Raw genomic sequence first — 15265 nt, forward strand, 5'->3', positions numbered from 1 at the left:
CCGCCCCGGGAAGATCGCTTCGGATCGCTTAGAGTCCGAGGCCATGGCGACAATCCACCAGGCCACGCTCACCCCGACGAAGCTCGAGTTGCTGGAGGCCTGGCTGCCCGGCCGCCACTGGTATCCCGCCGACGAGGCGCCGGGGCTGCGGCGGATCGCGGCCTGCCGGTTCGACGACCCGGCGGGCGAGGTCGGGGTGGAGATTTTCGTGGTCCGGTCGGGCGCGGACGGCCCGCTGGTCCACGTGCCCATGACGTACCGGGGCGCGCCGCTGGATGACGGCGACTTCTTCCTGGTGGGGACGCTGGAGCATTCGGTGCTCGGATCCCGCTGGGTGTACGACGCGGTGGGTGACCCGGTCTACGTGGAGGCGCTGACCACGGCGATCCGCACGGGCGGCGGCGAGGCGCCGGAGATGGTCGAGACACCCGACGGGCCGCGGCAGCGCGAGGCGTCGATGACCGTCCGCGGCACCGGCATGGCGCCGGAGTCGGCCCCGGCCGGGCGGCTCGTCCGCGTCGAGGACGGCGACCCAGCGGTGGTGGTGGCCGAGTCCGCCCGTCTCGACGTGCGCCGCGTGCTGTCGGCGGATCCGGCCGAGGGGCCGTTGTCGCTGGTCGCGACGTGGGCCGGCCAGCCTCCGACGGTGCTGGCCGTGCTCTACTGAGCCACCCCGACCGTGTGGCCGATCGTCTCCGGCATCGTGACGCAGGCCAGCATGTGGTGAGCCACGTCGGCGCGGGAGATCGAGAAGCCGCCGCGGACGTTGCGGTCGAGCGCCGTGCGGTAGCGGCCGGTCAGCGGGCCGTCGGTGAGCTTGGGCGGACGGCTGATCGTCCAGTCCCGGTCGCTCGCCCGGACCACGTCCTCCATCCGGGCCAGGTCGTCGTAGTGGGTGCGGAACATGCGCCGCGCGAAGGGCGCGCCCAGGTGGCGCATGACGAAGCCGTCGCCGGGGTCGTGCCGCGGCGGGTGCGGGTTGGCCGGCGACGGCACCGTGCCGATCGGGGCGGCGCTGACCACGATCAGGCGCCGGACGCCGGCGGCCCGCGCGGCCTCGGCCAGGGCTTCGGTGCCACGCCAGGCCACGCCGGCCTCGGCGTTCGTGCGCGCGCCGAGGCCGGAGAGGATCGCGTCGGAGTCCTTGACCGCCGCCGCGAGCTCGTCCACATCGGGCGCGGCGAGATCCGCATAGGCGGTGCGCACCGGGTCGGCGATCTTCTGCGGGCTGCGGGCCACGGCGGTCACGTCGTGGCCCGCCTCGATGGCCTGCCGCAGCAGGTGCCGCCCGATCCCGCCGGTGGCGGCGACGATGGTGAGCCGCATGATGTCCTCCCCTGGCCGTACTACTCAGATAATATGGAAACCATAACATCATCCTTTGAGGTTCGTATCGTATGACTTCCATAACACCTCGGGACCGGCGGCGGCTCGAGACCGGCGTGAAGCAGGCGCTGCGCGACACGTCGCTGCAGCTCGCCCTGCTCAACCACCAGGTAGGCGCCCGGCTCAAGCTGCGCGACGCCGACTTCGACTGCCTCAACCTGCTGAGCCGGCACGGCCCGCTGGGGCCGGGGACGCTCGCGAAGCTGGCCGGGCTGCACCCGGCGACGATGACCGGCGTGCTGGACCGCCTCGAGAAGGCGGGCTTCGTCACCCGCGACCGCGATCCCGGCGACCGGCGGGCCGTGGTGGTGCGGACGCCGCCGGGGCGCGGCCGCGAGGTCCTCGGCCTGTACGCCGGGATGAGCGACGCGATGGACGAGGTCTGCGCCGGTTACAGCGCCGAGGAGCTGGCGGTCATCCTCGACTTCCTGCAGCGTGCGGCCGCCGCCGGAAACGACGCGACCGCGGGACTGGCGGGCTGACCGGCACAGTTTCCGGATCGATCAGCGAAAGTTTCCGCGACTGTCAGCGCAGTTCTTTCGCGCAGAAGTCGAGGAAACCGTCGGGGTCGGGGCCGCAGTTCATCAGGACGATGTGGTCGAAACCGGCCTTGCGGTGGGTTTCAATCGCTTCGCGGTACGGCTGCGGGTCCGGGCCGGTCACCATTTTCCCGCGTACGTCGCCGGGCCGCACCACGGCTGACGCGGCCTCGAAGTTCACCGGGTTGGGCAGCTCCGACATGACCTTCCACCCGAGGACCGACCAGCGGGTGGTCTCGTGGGCCGCCCGGACGGCGTCCTCCTCGTCCGGCGCCCACGCCACCGCGATCTCCACGTATTTCGGGCCGCTCCCGCCGGCCGCGGCGAAAGTTTCCACCAGGTCGGCGCGGGGTTCCGTGGCGAACAGTCCCGAGCCGTGCGTGGCGGCCAGCTCGGCGGCTTTCGGTCCGCCGGCCGCGACGGCGATCGCGGGAAGTTTCTCCGGCAGGTCGAAAACCCGGGCGTCCTCCAGCGACAGGTACTCCCCCCGGTACGACTGGTATCCGCCCTGCCAGAGCAGGTTGATGATCTCGAGTGCCTCGGCGAGGAGCGCGTGCCGGTCGCGTACGCCGGGAAAGCCCTGACCCACCACGTGCTCGTTGAGACGCTCGCCGGACCCCACGCCCAGCGTGAAGCGATCATCGGAGATGATCGCCAGCGTCGCCGCCGCCTGCGCGATGATCGCCGGGTGGTAGCGGACCGTCGGGCAGGTCACGCCGGTCGCCAGGCCCAGCCGCTGGGTCCGGGCCGCGATCGCGCCGAGCACCGACCAGGCGAACGGCGAGTGGCCCTGCACGTCGAGCCACGGGTGGTAGTGGTCGCTGATCTCGACGAAGTCGAAGCCGCACTCCTCGGCGCGGACCGCCTGCCGGATGAGCTCCTTGGGCCCGAAAGCCTCGGCCGCGAGCTTGTATCCCAGTCTCATTCTCACCGCGTTTCCCCGGCCGGATCAGCCCAAACCCGTCTGCTGTTACCCTCGGCGACCGTGGGCGAGGAGCACAGCGTGCGGGTGATCGGCGGGCGGGAATTCGACTTCGCACGGCAGGTCGCGGTGATGGCGATCATCAACCGGACGCCCGACTCTTTCCACGACAAGGGCAGAACTTTCGCGCTCGATCACGCGCTGTCGGCGGTGGAGCGGGCGGCCGAGGCCGGCGCGGACTGGATCGACATCGGCGGGGTGCCGTTCGCGCCGGGGCCCGAGGTCAGTGCCGCCGAGGAGATCGACCGGGTGCTGCCGGTGGTGATCAAGGCGCGCGACCTGGCCGTGGTCTCCGTCGACACGTTCCGCCCCGAGGTCGCCGCCGAGGCGATCAAGGCAGGCGCCGGCGTCATCAACGACACGTCCGGGCTGCGCGACCCCGCCATGGCCGACGCGGTGGCGGGCACCGGCGCGCAGCTGGTGATCACGCACAGCCTGGCGCCGCCGCGTACGCCCTGGCCCAGCCCGCGATACGGCGACGTGGCGGCGGAGGTCGCCGCGTTCCTGCGCGACCGGGTACGGGTCGCGCTCGATCGCGGGGTCCGCCCGGATCAGATCATCATCGATCCCGGCCACGACCTGAACAAGAACACGCTGCACTCGCTCGAGCTGACCCGGCGCCTCGACGAGATCGCGGCGGTCGGGTACCCGATGCTGGCCGCGGTCAGCAACAAGGACTTCATCGGCGAGACCCTCGACGCGGCCCAGCCGGACCGGCTCGCCGGCACCCTGGCGGCGGTGGTTTTCTGCATTCTGCACGGCGCCCGGATCGTCCGCGTGCACGACGTGGTCGCCACGGTGGGCGCCGTGCGGATGACCGAGGCGATCCTCGGATGGCGGCCGCCCGCCTACACCCGGCACAACGTCTAGCGGCGCTCCGCCTCCGACCTCTGCTCCTGCTGGCCGGCGCGCAACTTCTGCGCCTCCGGCTCCTGCTGGTTGGCGCGCAACTTGTTGATGCCGGCGTTGCTGCTGCCGCTGGCCGGCGTCGTGGCGGTCGGCGGCTCGTCGGTGAGGAAAGTTTCCTCTTCCTCGCGGCCGGTGATGTGCTGGTCGGTGCTGGCTCCGTGAACGGTCTGCTCATCACTGCTCATGCAAGCCGATTACCCTCACATGTCGTGGTCGAACGTGCCTAGCAGGTCGGTCATCCACGGGCTGCGCGCGACCGGATCCGGCCCCACCACCCGCATCGCGCCCAGGCAGTTGAGCAGCATGCCGATCGCGAAGAAGTCGCGCGCCTCCTCCGCGCTCGCGCCGGTCAGCTCGCGCACCACCTCGTAGAGCCGGCCGAAACAGGCGCGCACCGGGTCGCCGATCGCGGGGTCGGCGCTGGCCGTGAAGCCGTGCAGCAGCAGCGTGATCAGCTCCCGCTCGGCCAGCAGGTCGTTGTAGGCCTCGCCGAGGCTCTCCAGGGTGGGCTCCGCGGCGGCCGCCCGCCGGAACCGCTCCTCGATCCGGGCGCCCGCGCGGTTCACCGCCGCGATGAACAGCTCCTGCTTCGTGCGGAAGATCCTGATCACGTACGGCTGGGAGACACCGGCCAGCCGCGCCACCTGGTCGGTGGTGGTGCCCGCGTATCCGCCATGGCTGAACGCGGTCACGGCGGCCGTCACGAGTTGCTCGTGACGCTCCTCCGCGGTGAGACGTGTCCGGGTCATGTTGACAAGTTATCAGCGAATAACTAACGTGTGCAAACGAAGTTATCAGTCGATAACAACTTCGGGGAGCGAACCCATGACCACCACCGCCGTACGCCCGGCACCGCCCTCGCGGGGCCGCGCCACCCGACCGCTGGCCGCCGTGCTGGCCGCGGTCGGCATTCCCACCTTCATGGTCACGCTGGACAACCTGGTGGTGAGCACCGCGCTACCGGTGATCCGCACCGACCTGAACGCGTCCCTCACGGACCTGCAGTGGTTCGTCAACGCGTACACGCTGCCCTTCGCCGCCTTCCTGCTCACCGCGGCCGCGCTCGGCGACCGCATCGGCCGCCGCCGGATGTTTCTGTTCGGCATCACGGTGTTCACGCTCGCCTCGGCCGCCGCCGGCCTGGCCACCGAGTCGTGGCAGCTCACCGCGGCCCGGGCGATCCAGGGCCTGGGCGGCGCGGCGGTCGCGCCATTGGCCCTGACTCTGCTCGCGCAGGCGGTGCCCGACCGGATGCGCACCGCGGCGGTCGGCATCTGGGGCGGCATCAGCGGCCTCGGCGTCGCGGTCGGCCCGGTCGTCGGCGGCGCGGTCGTCGAGGGCCTCGACTGGCACTGGATCTTCTGGCTGAACGTCCCGGTCGGCGTCGTGGCGATCGTGCTGGCGGCAACCGTGCTCGACGAGTCCCGCGGCGGCGCCCGCCGGCTCGACCCGCTGGGCCTGGTGCTCTCCGCCGCCGGCATGCTGCTGCTGATCTGGGGCGTCGTCGACGGGCCGGACCACGGCTGGAGCTCCGCCCGGGTGCTCACCATGCTGATCGCCGGCGGCGTGCTGATCGTGGCCTTCGTCGCCTGGCAGGCTCGCAACCGCACCCCGATGCTGCCGCTCTCGCTGTTCCGCTCGCGCGGCTTCAGCCTCGTCAACATCGTCACGCTGACCTTCTCGGCCGGCACGTTCGGCGCGGTGTTCCTGCTCGCCCAGTTCTTCCAGGTCGTGCAGGGACTCAGCCCGCTCGGCTCCGGCCTGCGCACGCTGCCGTGGACGATGGCGCCGATGGTCGTCGCGCCGCTGGCCGGCCTGTTCGGCGACCGCATCGGCCAGCGAAACCTGATCTTCGCCGGCCAGGTGCTCCTCGCCGGCGCGATCCTCTGGATCGGCGTCACCACCTCGGCGACGGTGAGCTACGGCGACCTGGTGATCGCGTTCGTGATGGCCGGCGTCGGCATGGGCCTGACCTTCGCGCCGATCAGCACGATGGCCCTGGCCAGCGTGACCGAGCAGCAGCGCGGCGTCGCCTCCGGCGCCAACAACACCATCCGCGAGCTGGGCGTGGCGGTCGGCGTCGCCGCCCTGGCGTCGATCTTTTCCTCGTACGGCAACTACGCCACCCACGAAGGTTTCGTCGACGGTCTGCGGCCGGCCGTGCTGGTGGGCGCCGCGATCGTGGCCGCTGGGGCGATGGTGGCGCTGTGGCTCCCCCGCCGGGCCACTCCCGCCGCCGTCGAAAGCATCGACGCCTGACCGGCGAAAGTTGCGGCCCGCCGAAGTTCCGGCTTCGGCGGGCGCCGCTTTTTGCGTTGCGCGTGACCGGGTTCTCGGTGGCTCTCGCCGCGTCCCGCTCAGCCGCCGGCTCACCACCACAGATAATCCGCGTCCCGCTCAGCCGCCGGCACGCCACCACAGATAACCGGCCAGCCCGAGGGCGGCCACGGCGATCGCGGCCCGCAGCGGGCGTTCCGGGGTGCGGCGGACCAGCGCCGGCCCCAGCCAGCTGCCGAGCAGGCACCCTGCGGCGAGAAACGCGGCCGCCGGCCAGTGCACCGGCGCCACCACGGCATAGATGACCGCGGCGGCCAGGTTGGACGCGCCCAGGGCGATGGTCTTCACCGCGTTGGTCACCGGGAGCGGCTCGGTCGCGGCCACCGAGAGCACCGCCAGCATGAGCACGCCCGCGGCCGCGCCGAAATATCCGCCGTACACCCCGATCAGGAAAACCGCCGCCCCCAGCAACGGCGGCGCCATCGAACAGTGCCCCGCCCACCGGCGCAGCGGATCCCGCAGCAGCAGGAGCGCCGCGCCGAGCGCGATCAGCACCGGGACGATCCGCTCGAACGCCTCCGACGGCGTCGCCAGCAACAACACCGCCCCGGCCAGCCCGCCCACCGCCGCGACGGCCGAGAGCCGCACCAGCCGATCGCGATGCCCGCGCAGCTCCGGGCGGGCGCCGGCCGCGGTGCCGATCGTGGTGGACAGCAGGGCCACGGTGTTGGTGACGTTGGCCGCGATGGGTGGGATACCGACGGCCAGCAAGGCCGGATAGCTGGCCAGCGACGCCAGGCCGGCCATCGAGCCGGTCAGCCCCGCCCCGACCCCGCCGAGCGCGAGCAGGATCGCGTTGCCCGGCTGCACCGGGCCACCCTATCCGGCCCCAGCCCTGGTCGCGTTGGGTGTTCTGGCCTGCTGAGCCGCGGCCACTGTGCCCACGCCAGGGACCTCCGCCGTGTGCGGGCGGCGGTCCGCGGAGCTCCATGGGCGCCGGGCCGGCCGGATTCGGGCCGGCGCTCCGGCATTCCGCTTTGTTTCGTGCCCGGAGCGCGATTCGAACGCGCACTTGCGCCGTCCTGAGCGGCGTGCCTCTGCCGTTGGGCTACCCGGGCGGGTGTGCCGTGCCCTCGGCGCGATTCGAACGCGCACCGTCGACGCTCTCGACGTCGTGCCTCTGCCGTTGGGCTACGAGGGCATTTCGTACGAGCGGCTGACCGGGATCGAACCGGTGGCCTCCACCATGGCGAGGTGGCGCTCTGCCTGCTGAGCTACAACCGCGGGAAACAAAAAGAAAACCGCCCGGCCCGGTTTCCGGGAGGGCGGCTCGGCTGACGCCGGCGTGCGCTAGCGGCGCGTCCGTCCCGGAAGGAGCAGCGGAAGACCTCGTAGGCCGGTCACGACACCCCGGCCGCGCGGCGTGCGCCGCTGCGGACCCGTCGGGATGTGCCGTGTCATCGTTCTCTCCTGCGCCTGCGAATCGGTCGGTGATTGACAAGGTACGGCCAGGGATGGCGAGCCGGCAACGGATTTGGCCGCGACCGATTAGTTCGGCCCGGGCCGGGCGTACATCTTTCCGAAGCGCGCCGAGGGGCGCGCGCCGGAGGAGACAGACATGGACGATCGGACGCCGCGGGACGCGGTGGTGGCGGAGCGGACCGAGCTGGCCGCGATGCTCGCGGACCTGACGCCGGAGCAGTGGGCGGCACCGTCGCTGTGCGCGGGCTGGCGGGTGCGGGAGGTGGTCGCGCACATGACGATGCCGTTCCGGATGTCGGCGGCAAGTTTCGCGATGGGGATGGTCCGGGCCCGCGGAAACTTCCATCGGATGGCGGATCGGCAGGCCCGGCGCGACACCGATCGGCTGAGCGACGAGGAGCTGCTGGCCTCGTTGCGCGACAACGCCGAGCACCCGTGGCGGCCGCCGGGCGGCGGGATCGTGGGCGCGCTCTCCCACGACGTCATCCACGGCCTGGACATCTCGGTGGGGCTCGGCCTCGACCGGCGCCCGCCGGCGTCGCGGGTGCGGATCGTCCTGGACTCGATGACCGGCAAGAACATTCGCTACTTCGGAACGGATCTGTCCGGCGTGCGGCTCGAGGCGGACGACCTCGACTGGAGTCTCGGTCAGGGCACGCCGCTGCGCGGCAGCGCCGCTGACCTGCTGCTGGTGGTGTGCGGCAGGCGGATTCCGGCCGCCCTTCTGACGGGTACGGCCGCGGCACGGTTCTCCGGCTGAGATGCGGGCTCGGGCCGCTTCTCTTAGCGTCGATGCGTGAGCGCGGAGGAAAGTCGGCGGAAAGTCGGGGCGGAAAGTCGGCGAACGGCCGAGGACGAAAACCGGCCCGCTGCCAGGGCGGAAAGCCGGCGAACCGCCGAGGACGAAAGCCGGCCAATGGCCAGGGAGGACAGCCGGCGAACCGCCGAGGAGGAAAGCGGGCCGGCGGCCGGGGAAAAGCCGGCGGCCGAGGAGAAGCCGACCGGGCGGGCTCCGGTGTGGCGGCCTCCGCGCGGCCGGGCGAAGATCGGGCAGGCGGTCGGCAAGGCCCAGCTGCCCGAACACGCGGTCACCGGCATCGTCGAGCACGACGTGTCGTTCACCCAGCCGGTCTTCGTGGACCCGAGCGGAGCCCGGCGCCGGCGGGTGCGCGCGTTCGCGTACGCGATCGGGGTGCTCTTGATCTTGGCGCTGGCGGTGGTGTGGGTCAGTCAGCTGGTCGGGCCGGCCGCACCGCCGCCGCGGCCGGTGCCGTCCGTTGCGGGGTCCCGGTGACGATCTACGGGACGCCGGTTCCGGCCGAGACCGCGCCGCGACCGCCCCGGCGCGGCCCGCGGTTGCTGTTCGCGCTGGTGGCGCTGCTGGTGATCGGGACCGTCGTGGTGGTCGAGGTGTACGCCGACGCGGGGTTCAGCCCGGACGGCACCACCCCGCGCTCCACCGCGACCAGCGACGTGCCCACGGCCGTGCAGGACGGCGGGCCGATCATCGGCGTGGACGGCGGGCAGCCCACCTCGCAGCGGATGCCGGCCCGGACGATCGCGCTGACCTTCGACGACGGGCCCGATCCGACGTGGACGCCGCGGATCCTCGACGTGCTCGCCAAGCATCATGTGCCGGCAACTTTCTTCGTCATCGGGTCGCAGGTGGCGCGGCATCCCGAGCTGGCGCGGCGGATCACGGCCGAGGGCCACGAGATCGGCTCGCACACGTTCACCCACCCGGATCTCGCGCAACTTTCGCGATGGCGGAGACAACTGGAGAGCTCGCAGACCCAGCTCGCCATCGCCTACGCGACCGGCCGCGAAACCGCGCTGCTCCGCCCGCCCTACTCGTCGACGGCGGACGCGCTCACCGACGACGACTACGCGACCGTGCGGGCGGTCGGCGCGCAGGGCTACCTGACCGTGCTCGACGACCTGGACAGCCAGGACTGGCGGCGGCCCGGCATCGACCGGATCGTGCGGAACGCGACGCCCCGCGGCGACGAGGGCGCGATCGTGCTGTTCCACGACGCCGGCGGCGATCGCGCGCAGACAGTGGCCGCCCTCGACCGGCTCATCCCGCTGCTGCAGCAGCGCGGCTACCGGTTCCGCACGGTGAGCGGGCAGCCCAACCCGGCGGCGGGTACGGCGGAGATCTGGCGCGGCCGGGCGCTGGCCTGGACCGTACGCGGCTCGGACGCCGTCCTGCGGCTTCTCTGGATCCTGCTGATCCTGGCCGGCGGCCTGATCGTGGTCCGCACGCTGATCCTCTTCGTGTTCTCGGTGGCGCACGCCCGGCGGCGGCGCGATCCGGCCTGGTCGTGGGGGCCGGAGGTGAGCGACCCGGTGACGATCGTGGTGCCGGCCTACAACGAGCGCGAGACGATCGTCCCCGCCGTGACGTCGATGACCCGCTCGGCGCACCCGGACGTATCGGTCCTGGTGGTCGACGACGAGTCCACCGACGGCACCGCCGATGCCGTGGAGGGAATCGGGAATGTCAGGGTTGTCCGGATCCCGAGCGGCGGCAAGGCCCGGGCGCTGAACGCCGGCGTGGCGCTGTCCAGCGACGACCTGATCGTCATGGTCGACGCGGATACCGTGCTGCTGCCCGACTCGGTGCACAAGCTGGTCCAGCCGTTCGCCGATCCGAAGGTGGGCGCGGTCGCCGGAAACGTGAAGGTGAGCAACCGGGGTGGTCTGCTCGGAAAATGGCAGCACATCGAGTACGTGATCGGCTTCAATCTGGACCGCCGGCTCTACGACACCTTCGGCTGCATCCCGACGGTCCCGGGTGCGCTCGGCGCGTACCGCCGCGCCGCGCTCGACGACACCCGAGGGCTGAGCACCGGAACCCTGGCCGAGGACACCGACCTGACCCTCGCTATCCAGCAGGCGGGCTGGCGGGTCGTCTACGAGGAGAACGCGATCGCCTACACCGAGGCGCCGGCCACCGCGCGGCAGCTGTGGCGTCAGCGATACCGGTGGAGCTACGGCACGATGCAGGCGTTGTGGAAACATCGGCACGGTCATTTCGGCCGTACGCGGATTCCGTTCATCGCACTGTTCAGCGTCGTGCTGCCACTGCTCGCTCCGCTGATCGACCTGATGGCCGTGTACGGGCTGATCTTCCTGGACCGGCGGATCACGCTGCTCGGCTGGCTGGCCATGCTGCTGGTCCAGACGCTCACCGCGGTGCTCGCTTTCCGTCTCGACCACGAAAGTTTGCGCCCGCTGTGGACGCTGCCGCTGCAGCAGATCGTCTACCGCCAGGCGATGTACGCGGTGCTGCTCTCCTCGGCGCTCGCCGCGCTGACCGGGCGGCGGCTGGGCTGGCAGAAGATACGCCGGACGGGAGATTTCAGCGCCGCGCCGAGTGGGTAGAGGGACAGCATGCCCCACCCTGGAGAAGTTCTCGGTGATCGATATCGGCTGGACGACCGGATCGCGGCCGGCGGCATGGGCGAGGTCTGGCAGGCCACCGACACGGTGCTCGGCCGCGACGTCGCCGTGAAGACGCTGCACGCCGGCCGGGCGGAGGATCCCGGCTTCCAGACCCGCTTCAAGCACGAGGCGCGGGCGATGGCGGTGCTGCACCACCCCGGGGTGGCGGACGTCTACGACTACGGGCAGAGCGGGCCGGACGCGTACATCGTGATGGCCCGCGTCGAGGGCGAGGCGCTCAACCAGCGGATCGCGGCCCGGGGCCGGTTGACGCCCGCCGAGACCATGTCGATCGTGGCGCAGGCCGGCCGAGCCCTCGAGGCAGCGCACCAGGCGGGCATCGTGCACCGCGACGTCAAGCCGGGAAACCTCATCATCAAGCCGGACGGCACGGTCGTGCTGGTCGACTTCGGGGTGGCGCGCTCGGCCGAGTCGGCCGCGCTGACCGGGGCGAAAGAGGTGGTGGGCACCGCCCTTTACATCGCACCCGAGCAAGTTTCCAAGGAAACAACCGGGCCTTCGGCCGACGTGTACGCGCTGGGCTGCGTCGCCTACCACTGCCTGGCCGGGCACCCCCCGTTCATGGGCGACAACCCGATCCAGATCGCCCTGCATCACCTGAAGGAGGAGCCGCCGCCGCTGCCCGGGGAGGTCCCCGAGGCGGTACGCACCGTGGTGCAGACCGCGATGGCGAAGAACCCGGCGGACCGCTTCCCGTCGGCGGCGGCGATGGCCGACGCGGCGGAGATGGCCTCGACGGGCGCGGGCACGACGGCGATCCTTGCGGCAACGGGCCTGCTCGGCGCCGCCGGTGCCGCGGACGCCGCCGGTGCCGCGGGCGCGGCGGGCTCCGGCACGGCCATCTTGCCCGTGACGCCGGGAGCGCCCGGAATGCCAGGCGCGCCCGGAACGGCGGGTGCGCCCGGAACGGCGGGTGCGCCCGGAACGGCGGGAACACCATGGACACCCGGCGGCCCCGGGGTGGGCGCGCCCAACCACAAGCGGCGGAACATCTCGCTGGCCGCGGCCGCCCTGATCGTGCTGGGCACTCTCGCCGCCGTGCTTTTTGCCAACACCGGCGGAAAGTTGCCCACCACTCCCCCGGCGAACGCGACGACCAGCGGCACGAGCGTCTCCCCCGCCGCCCCGGCCGGCAACGCGACGAAGAAGAACGGCACCCGCGAAACCACGAAGCCCGGCGCCGGCACCACCCCCGGGGCCACCGCCACCACGAACCCCGCCGGCGACCCGGCCCCGGCCACCACCCCGGCCGAGAGCCCGGACCCCACCACCGAGGCGACCACGTCGGCGCCGAAGGAAACCTCCACGGCGCCCGCCGAGCCCGACCCGACCGATCCCACCACCGCGGACACCGGCGGCGGGGATCAAGGCGACGGCGGAAGCGGTGGCAGCGCGAACGGGAGTGGTGACAGCGGGACCGGAGGCGGCAGCGGGACCGGAGGCGGCAGCGCAAGCGGGAGCAGCGGAGGCGGAAGTAGCGAAAGCGGGAGCGGCGGCAGTGGCGGCGGCGACCAGGGCGACGAGAACGCCCAGGCCGCCGCGACGGCAACTGCTTGAGCCTTCGCTTCGTTCATCTACGCGACGTCGACCGGATCGGTCGTCGCCACCCGCACGCGCACCCCGTCCGAACCTCGAGCGCTGGTCAGCCGATGTGAATCCAGACGTCGTCGACCGACCCGTGGAACTGGTCGTTGTCGGCGCCCACGCCCTTGCCGCCGATGCTGAACGGCTGAGCCGACGCGACGGCGAGGTTCGCGGGCACGGCCTCGCTCGCCTGCACCAGCCCGTCCACCACGATCGACAGCGTCGGCCCGGTCCGGCGGCACTCCAGGGTGTGCCACTTGCCGTCCGCGATCGACTGACGGCTGCGCGCGATGTGCACGGCCGTCTCGGATCCGCCGGCCATGCCGCAGCTCGGCTTGCCCGAAACCCCGTCGACCTGAAGCTTGTACTGTCCGCCGCCGGTCGAGTACCCCTTCTGCAGGATGTTCTCGCCGCCGGCCGTCTCGGCCGGCGCCAGCAGCACCGCTGCGCCGTAGCGCAAGTTTCTGGTTCCCGGGTTCAGGTCGGGCGTGTCGGCCGCCTGCAGCACGAGTCGCGGGCAGTCCGCGCCGGTGCATTTGGCCGGAAAGGTCAGTGCCTGCCCGGTGCCGTGCGGCGTGAGCGTGATCTTCCCGCCGTTGCGCGTCACGGCGCGCAGCAGATGCCCGTGCGCCGACCCGTCGTCGAAGGTTCCGTCCGCGATCGTCGTGTCGAAGTTGTACGAAGCCACGTGATCGGCGGCCGCGGTGGCCCTCTCCGCGTGCGGCGTCACCCCCGCGAACTGGACATACCGCTTGCGGCTCACGCTGCCGACCACGGTGAAGTCGCCAACCGCGCTGATCGCGCCGAGCGCCGCGCTGGTCGCCAGCTGCCGGGTTCCGGCGACGCCGTTGGCCTGCGGCGACCAGTCGAGCAGGTTGCCCTGACTGTCGATCGCGGCAAGTTTCCCGCGCGGCACCGAGCCGTCGGTGCACACGCCCTTGACCCCGTTGTTCGAGGTGGTGCACGCCTTGTCGAAGTGCCCGCCCACATAGGTCGTGCCGTCGAGCTCGGCGATCGCTTGCGCGTCGCCGTCGAAAACTCGGGTCCATCGCGTCTCGCCCGCGTGGGTATAGGCAACCGCGCGTCCGCCCAGGCCGCCGAGGGCGGCATAAACCCCGGTGGCGTCGGCGGCGAGCGCGAAAACTTGCGACACCGGTTTCGGCAGGAAACCCCGGTCGAGTACGCCGGTGGCCGGGTCGACCGCGCCGAGGCGAAGGGTGGACCGCACCCCGTTGACCTTGTGGAAACGCCCGCCCAGATAGACCCGCTCGCCCGCGAAGGCGAGCGCGTTCACGGAGTCGTCCGTGGTCGGCGCCCATGGGTCGAGCGCACCGGTGGCCAGCGTGAATGCGGCCAGGTTGGCGCGGGGAACCCCGTCGACCGCGGTGATCCGCCCGCCGACGTAGAGCCGGCCCGCGCCGGTGACCAGAGCGTTGGGCTGGCCGAGCACGGTGTGCCGCAGCGCGGTGGCCTGGCCGCTGGTCGCGTCGATCCCGGCCACCGCGTCGCGCGGCTCGCCGTTGACGGTGTCGAAGTCGCCGGCCGCGTACACGACGTCGCCCTCGACGGCGAGGGCGCGCACGTTCGCGTCCGCGCTGGGGCTCCACGGCAGCAGCGCACCGGTCTGGGCGTCGAAGGCGGCGAGCCGGGTCCGGGCGACCTTCTTGCCGCCGGCGTTGGCGGTGGTGAAGTTTCCGCCGACGTAGACGGTGCTGCCCCGATAAGCGACCGCGTAGACCGGGCCGTTGAACGACGGCGAGGTGACCGGGTCGGGCGAGACGACCTCGGCGAGGGCGGCGCCGCCGGCCGCGACCACGACCGTCGCGACGCCGACGATCAGCGTCCGCCGAACGAGCGATTTACCGCTTTTCCGCAAGTTGAGCACATTGCACCCCAACGGCGGTTCCGGCGCCGAAGATGCGCAACCGAAAGGGTGGCAAATACGACCGAAGGGGTAACCCGGTCGAAGCCCCATAGCGTACGTTCAATATCTTGTGCCGAGGGAACTTATGCTTCCGACTTACGCGCGTGAGCAAGAAAGCTTCCCGGCGTACGCGCGAAGTTTCCGACGTACGCGTGAGAGAAAGAGGGAGAAACGCCGTGCCGCAACCCCGCCTCGCCGCCGTGCCCCTCGCCCTGGTCGCGACGGCGGCCCTGGCCGCCGGTTGCTCGATCGACATCTCGCCCGAGAGCGTGCCCGTGCCGTTCAGCGTGGCGCCGACGCCGTCCGGCTCGGCCGGCGTGCCCAAGTACGTGTGCACCGCCGCCTACAAGATCCTCACCGACGGCGCGGTGCGGCTCGCCGGTTATGTGCGCGGCGACGGCGAGCACAACCGGCAAGGTTTGCGCGACACTTTCGCCGGCATGGCCGCCAAGCTGGACGCCGAGGCCGCCGGGGTGACCGACCCCGCGCTGAAGGAGGCGCTGGGTGCGATGTCCGCCGACCTGACGGCCGCGGCGCAGGGCCCGGATCCGAAGGCGTACGCGAACGGTGGTTTCCAGACCGTGGGCCAGAAGCTCGACTCCGCCTGCCCGTCGGCCTGAGCGCCCGCTGTGTCCGCCTGAGCAGGCCGCCCGTCCGCCCGGACGCCCGCCCACGCGCCTCACGACAGCCGCCCCCGTCCGCGCCTCTACGCGC

At 71.9% G+C, this 15265-nt stretch carries 15 protein-coding genes and 3 tRNA genes; 9 read left to right on the forward strand and 9 right to left on the reverse strand.

Translation table 11 applies throughout. The features are described 5' to 3' along the window. Window positions 1-43 precede the first annotated feature (43 nt). Window positions 44-667, forward strand: a complete 624-nt coding sequence (locus tag ACFQS1_RS01440) for a CG0192-related protein (RefSeq protein ID WP_378964015.1) — start codon at window positions 44-46, stop codon at window positions 665-667. Here ACFQS1_RS01440 and ACFQS1_RS01445 read toward each other — a convergent pair. Next, window positions 661-1326, reverse strand: a complete 666-nt coding sequence (locus ACFQS1_RS01445; RefSeq protein WP_378964016.1) for an NAD(P)-dependent oxidoreductase — start codon at window positions 1324-1326, stop codon at window positions 661-663. The genes ACFQS1_RS01440 and ACFQS1_RS01445 overlap by 7 nt on opposite strands. A gap of 71 nt (window positions 1327-1397) precedes the next feature. Here ACFQS1_RS01445 and ACFQS1_RS01450 point away from each other — a divergent pair, with 71 nt between their 5' ends. Continuing rightward, window positions 1398-1868: a MarR family transcriptional regulator gene (locus ACFQS1_RS01450; RefSeq protein ID WP_378964017.1), complete on the forward strand. Its 471-nt coding sequence runs from the start codon at window positions 1398-1400 to the stop codon at window positions 1866-1868. A 43-nt stretch (window positions 1869-1911) separates the two neighbouring features. Here the strand turns inward: ACFQS1_RS01450 and ACFQS1_RS01455 are convergent, their stop codons facing one another. Then, window positions 1912-2850, reverse strand: a complete 939-nt coding sequence (locus ACFQS1_RS01455; protein ID WP_378964625.1) for a TIGR03557 family F420-dependent LLM class oxidoreductase — start codon at window positions 2848-2850, stop codon at window positions 1912-1914. 129 nt (window positions 2851-2979) lie between these two features. Here ACFQS1_RS01455 and folP point away from each other — a divergent pair, with 129 nt between their 5' ends. Next, complete coding sequence (folP, locus tag ACFQS1_RS01460; RefSeq protein WP_378964626.1) at window positions 2980-3777, forward strand: dihydropteroate synthase; 798 nt, start codon at window positions 2980-2982, stop codon at window positions 3775-3777. Here the strand turns inward: folP and ACFQS1_RS01465 are convergent. Beyond that, window positions 3774-4001: a hypothetical protein gene (locus ACFQS1_RS01465; RefSeq protein WP_378964018.1), complete on the reverse strand. Its 228-nt coding sequence runs from the start codon at window positions 3999-4001 to the stop codon at window positions 3774-3776. The genes folP and ACFQS1_RS01465 overlap by 4 nt on opposite strands. A 15-nt stretch (window positions 4002-4016) precedes the next feature. Continuing rightward, a complete protein-coding gene (locus ACFQS1_RS01470; protein ID WP_378964020.1) occupies window positions 4017-4565 on the reverse strand; it encodes a TetR/AcrR family transcriptional regulator in 549 nt (182 codons plus the stop codon). 76 nt (window positions 4566-4641) lie between these two features. Between ACFQS1_RS01470 and ACFQS1_RS01475 the strand changes: the two genes are divergently transcribed. Next, window positions 4642-6075 (forward strand): DHA2 family efflux MFS transporter permease subunit, encoded by a 1434-nt coding sequence (locus ACFQS1_RS01475; RefSeq protein ID WP_378964021.1) that lies wholly within the window; start codon window positions 4642-4644, stop codon window positions 6073-6075. Window positions 6076-6213: 138 nt separating this feature from the next. Here the strand turns inward: ACFQS1_RS01475 and ACFQS1_RS01480 are convergent, their stop codons facing one another. From ACFQS1_RS01480 to ACFQS1_RS01495, 4 genes are all read right to left on the reverse strand, one after another. Next, complete coding sequence (locus ACFQS1_RS01480) at window positions 6214-6963, reverse strand: sulfite exporter TauE/SafE family protein (RefSeq protein ID WP_378964022.1); 750 nt, start codon at window positions 6961-6963, stop codon at window positions 6214-6216. Window positions 6964-7138: 175 nt separating this feature from the next. Beyond that, a tRNA-Leu gene (locus ACFQS1_RS01485) sits at window positions 7139-7211 on the reverse strand. A 10-nt stretch (window positions 7212-7221) separates the two neighbouring features. Then, window positions 7222-7294: transfer RNA gene (locus ACFQS1_RS01490), tRNA-Leu, on the reverse strand. A gap of 10 nt (window positions 7295-7304) precedes the next feature. After that, window positions 7305-7377, reverse strand: a tRNA-Gly gene (locus ACFQS1_RS01495). 334 nt (window positions 7378-7711) lie between these two features. Here ACFQS1_RS01495 and ACFQS1_RS01500 point away from each other — a divergent pair. The 4 genes from ACFQS1_RS01500 (at window position 7712) to ACFQS1_RS01515 (ending at window position 12600) form a co-directional block, all read left to right on the forward strand. After that, entirely contained in the window at window positions 7712-8335 is a 624-nt protein-coding gene (locus ACFQS1_RS01500; RefSeq protein ID WP_378964024.1) for a maleylpyruvate isomerase family mycothiol-dependent enzyme, read from the forward strand. A gap of 156 nt (window positions 8336-8491) precedes the next feature. After that, on the forward strand, window positions 8492-8869 hold the full coding sequence (locus ACFQS1_RS01505) for a hypothetical protein (protein ID WP_378964025.1): 378 nt from the start codon (window positions 8492-8494) through the stop codon (window positions 8867-8869). Beyond that, a complete protein-coding gene (locus tag ACFQS1_RS01510; RefSeq protein WP_378964026.1) occupies window positions 8866-10962 on the forward strand; it encodes a bifunctional polysaccharide deacetylase/glycosyltransferase family 2 protein in 2097 nt (698 codons plus the stop codon). The genes ACFQS1_RS01505 and ACFQS1_RS01510 overlap by 4 nt, the downstream gene beginning before the upstream one ends. Before the next feature lie 9 nt (window positions 10963-10971). Continuing rightward, the gene (locus tag ACFQS1_RS01515) at window positions 10972-12600 is read left to right on the forward strand and encodes a protein kinase domain-containing protein (RefSeq protein WP_378964027.1); all 1629 of its coding nucleotides are present in this window, start codon (window positions 10972-10974) and stop codon (window positions 12598-12600) included. An 85-nt stretch (window positions 12601-12685) separates the two neighbouring features. On the opposite strand, the gene ACFQS1_RS01520 is transcribed toward ACFQS1_RS01515, so the two are convergent. After that, the gene (locus ACFQS1_RS01520; RefSeq protein ID WP_378964029.1) at window positions 12686-14512 is read right to left on the reverse strand and encodes a LamG-like jellyroll fold domain-containing protein; all 1827 of its coding nucleotides are present in this window, start codon (window positions 14510-14512) and stop codon (window positions 12686-12688) included. Window positions 14513-14727: 215 nt separating this feature from the next. Here ACFQS1_RS01520 and ACFQS1_RS01525 point away from each other — a divergent pair, with 215 nt between their 5' ends. Beyond that, on the forward strand, window positions 14728-15171 hold the full coding sequence (locus tag ACFQS1_RS01525) for a hypothetical protein (RefSeq protein ID WP_378964030.1): 444 nt from the start codon (window positions 14728-14730) through the stop codon (window positions 15169-15171). Window positions 15172-15265: the final 94 nt, after the last annotated feature.

The sequence above is a fragment of the Paractinoplanes rhizophilus genome, assembly GCF_042664765.1.
In the GTDB taxonomy this organism is placed as follows: Bacteria; Actinomycetota; Actinomycetes; order Mycobacteriales; family Micromonosporaceae; genus Actinoplanes; species Actinoplanes rhizophilus.

Excerpts from the sequence above, each read along its gene's own strand:
- ACFQS1_RS01440 (WP_378964015.1), top strand. The coding sequence starts at position 44 with ATGGCGACAATCCACCAGGCCACGCTCACCCCGACGAAGCTCGAGTTG.
- ACFQS1_RS01445 (WP_378964016.1), bottom strand. The coding sequence starts at position 1,326 with ATGCGGCTCACCATCGTCGCCGCCACCGGCGGGATCGGGCGGCACCTG.
- ACFQS1_RS01450 (WP_378964017.1), top strand. The coding sequence starts at position 1,398 with ATGACTTCCATAACACCTCGGGACCGGCGGCGGCTCGAGACCGGCGTG.
- ACFQS1_RS01455 (WP_378964625.1), bottom strand. The coding sequence starts at position 2,850 with ATGAGACTGGGATACAAGCTCGCGGCCGAGGCTTTCGGGCCCAAGGAG.
- folP (WP_378964626.1), top strand. The coding sequence starts at position 2,980 with ATGGCGATCATCAACCGGACGCCCGACTCTTTCCACGACAAGGGCAGA.
- ACFQS1_RS01465 (WP_378964018.1), bottom strand. The coding sequence starts at position 4,001 with ATGAGCAGTGATGAGCAGACCGTTCACGGAGCCAGCACCGACCAGCAC.
- ACFQS1_RS01470 (WP_378964020.1), bottom strand. The coding sequence starts at position 4,565 with ATGACCCGGACACGTCTCACCGCGGAGGAGCGTCACGAGCAACTCGTG.
- ACFQS1_RS01475 (WP_378964021.1), top strand. The coding sequence starts at position 4,642 with ATGACCACCACCGCCGTACGCCCGGCACCGCCCTCGCGGGGCCGCGCC.
- ACFQS1_RS01500 (WP_378964024.1), top strand. The coding sequence starts at position 7,712 with ATGGACGATCGGACGCCGCGGGACGCGGTGGTGGCGGAGCGGACCGAG.
- ACFQS1_RS01505 (WP_378964025.1), top strand. The coding sequence starts at position 8,492 with ATGGCCAGGGAGGACAGCCGGCGAACCGCCGAGGAGGAAAGCGGGCCG.
- ACFQS1_RS01515 (WP_378964027.1), top strand. The coding sequence starts at position 10,972 with ATGCCCCACCCTGGAGAAGTTCTCGGTGATCGATATCGGCTGGACGAC.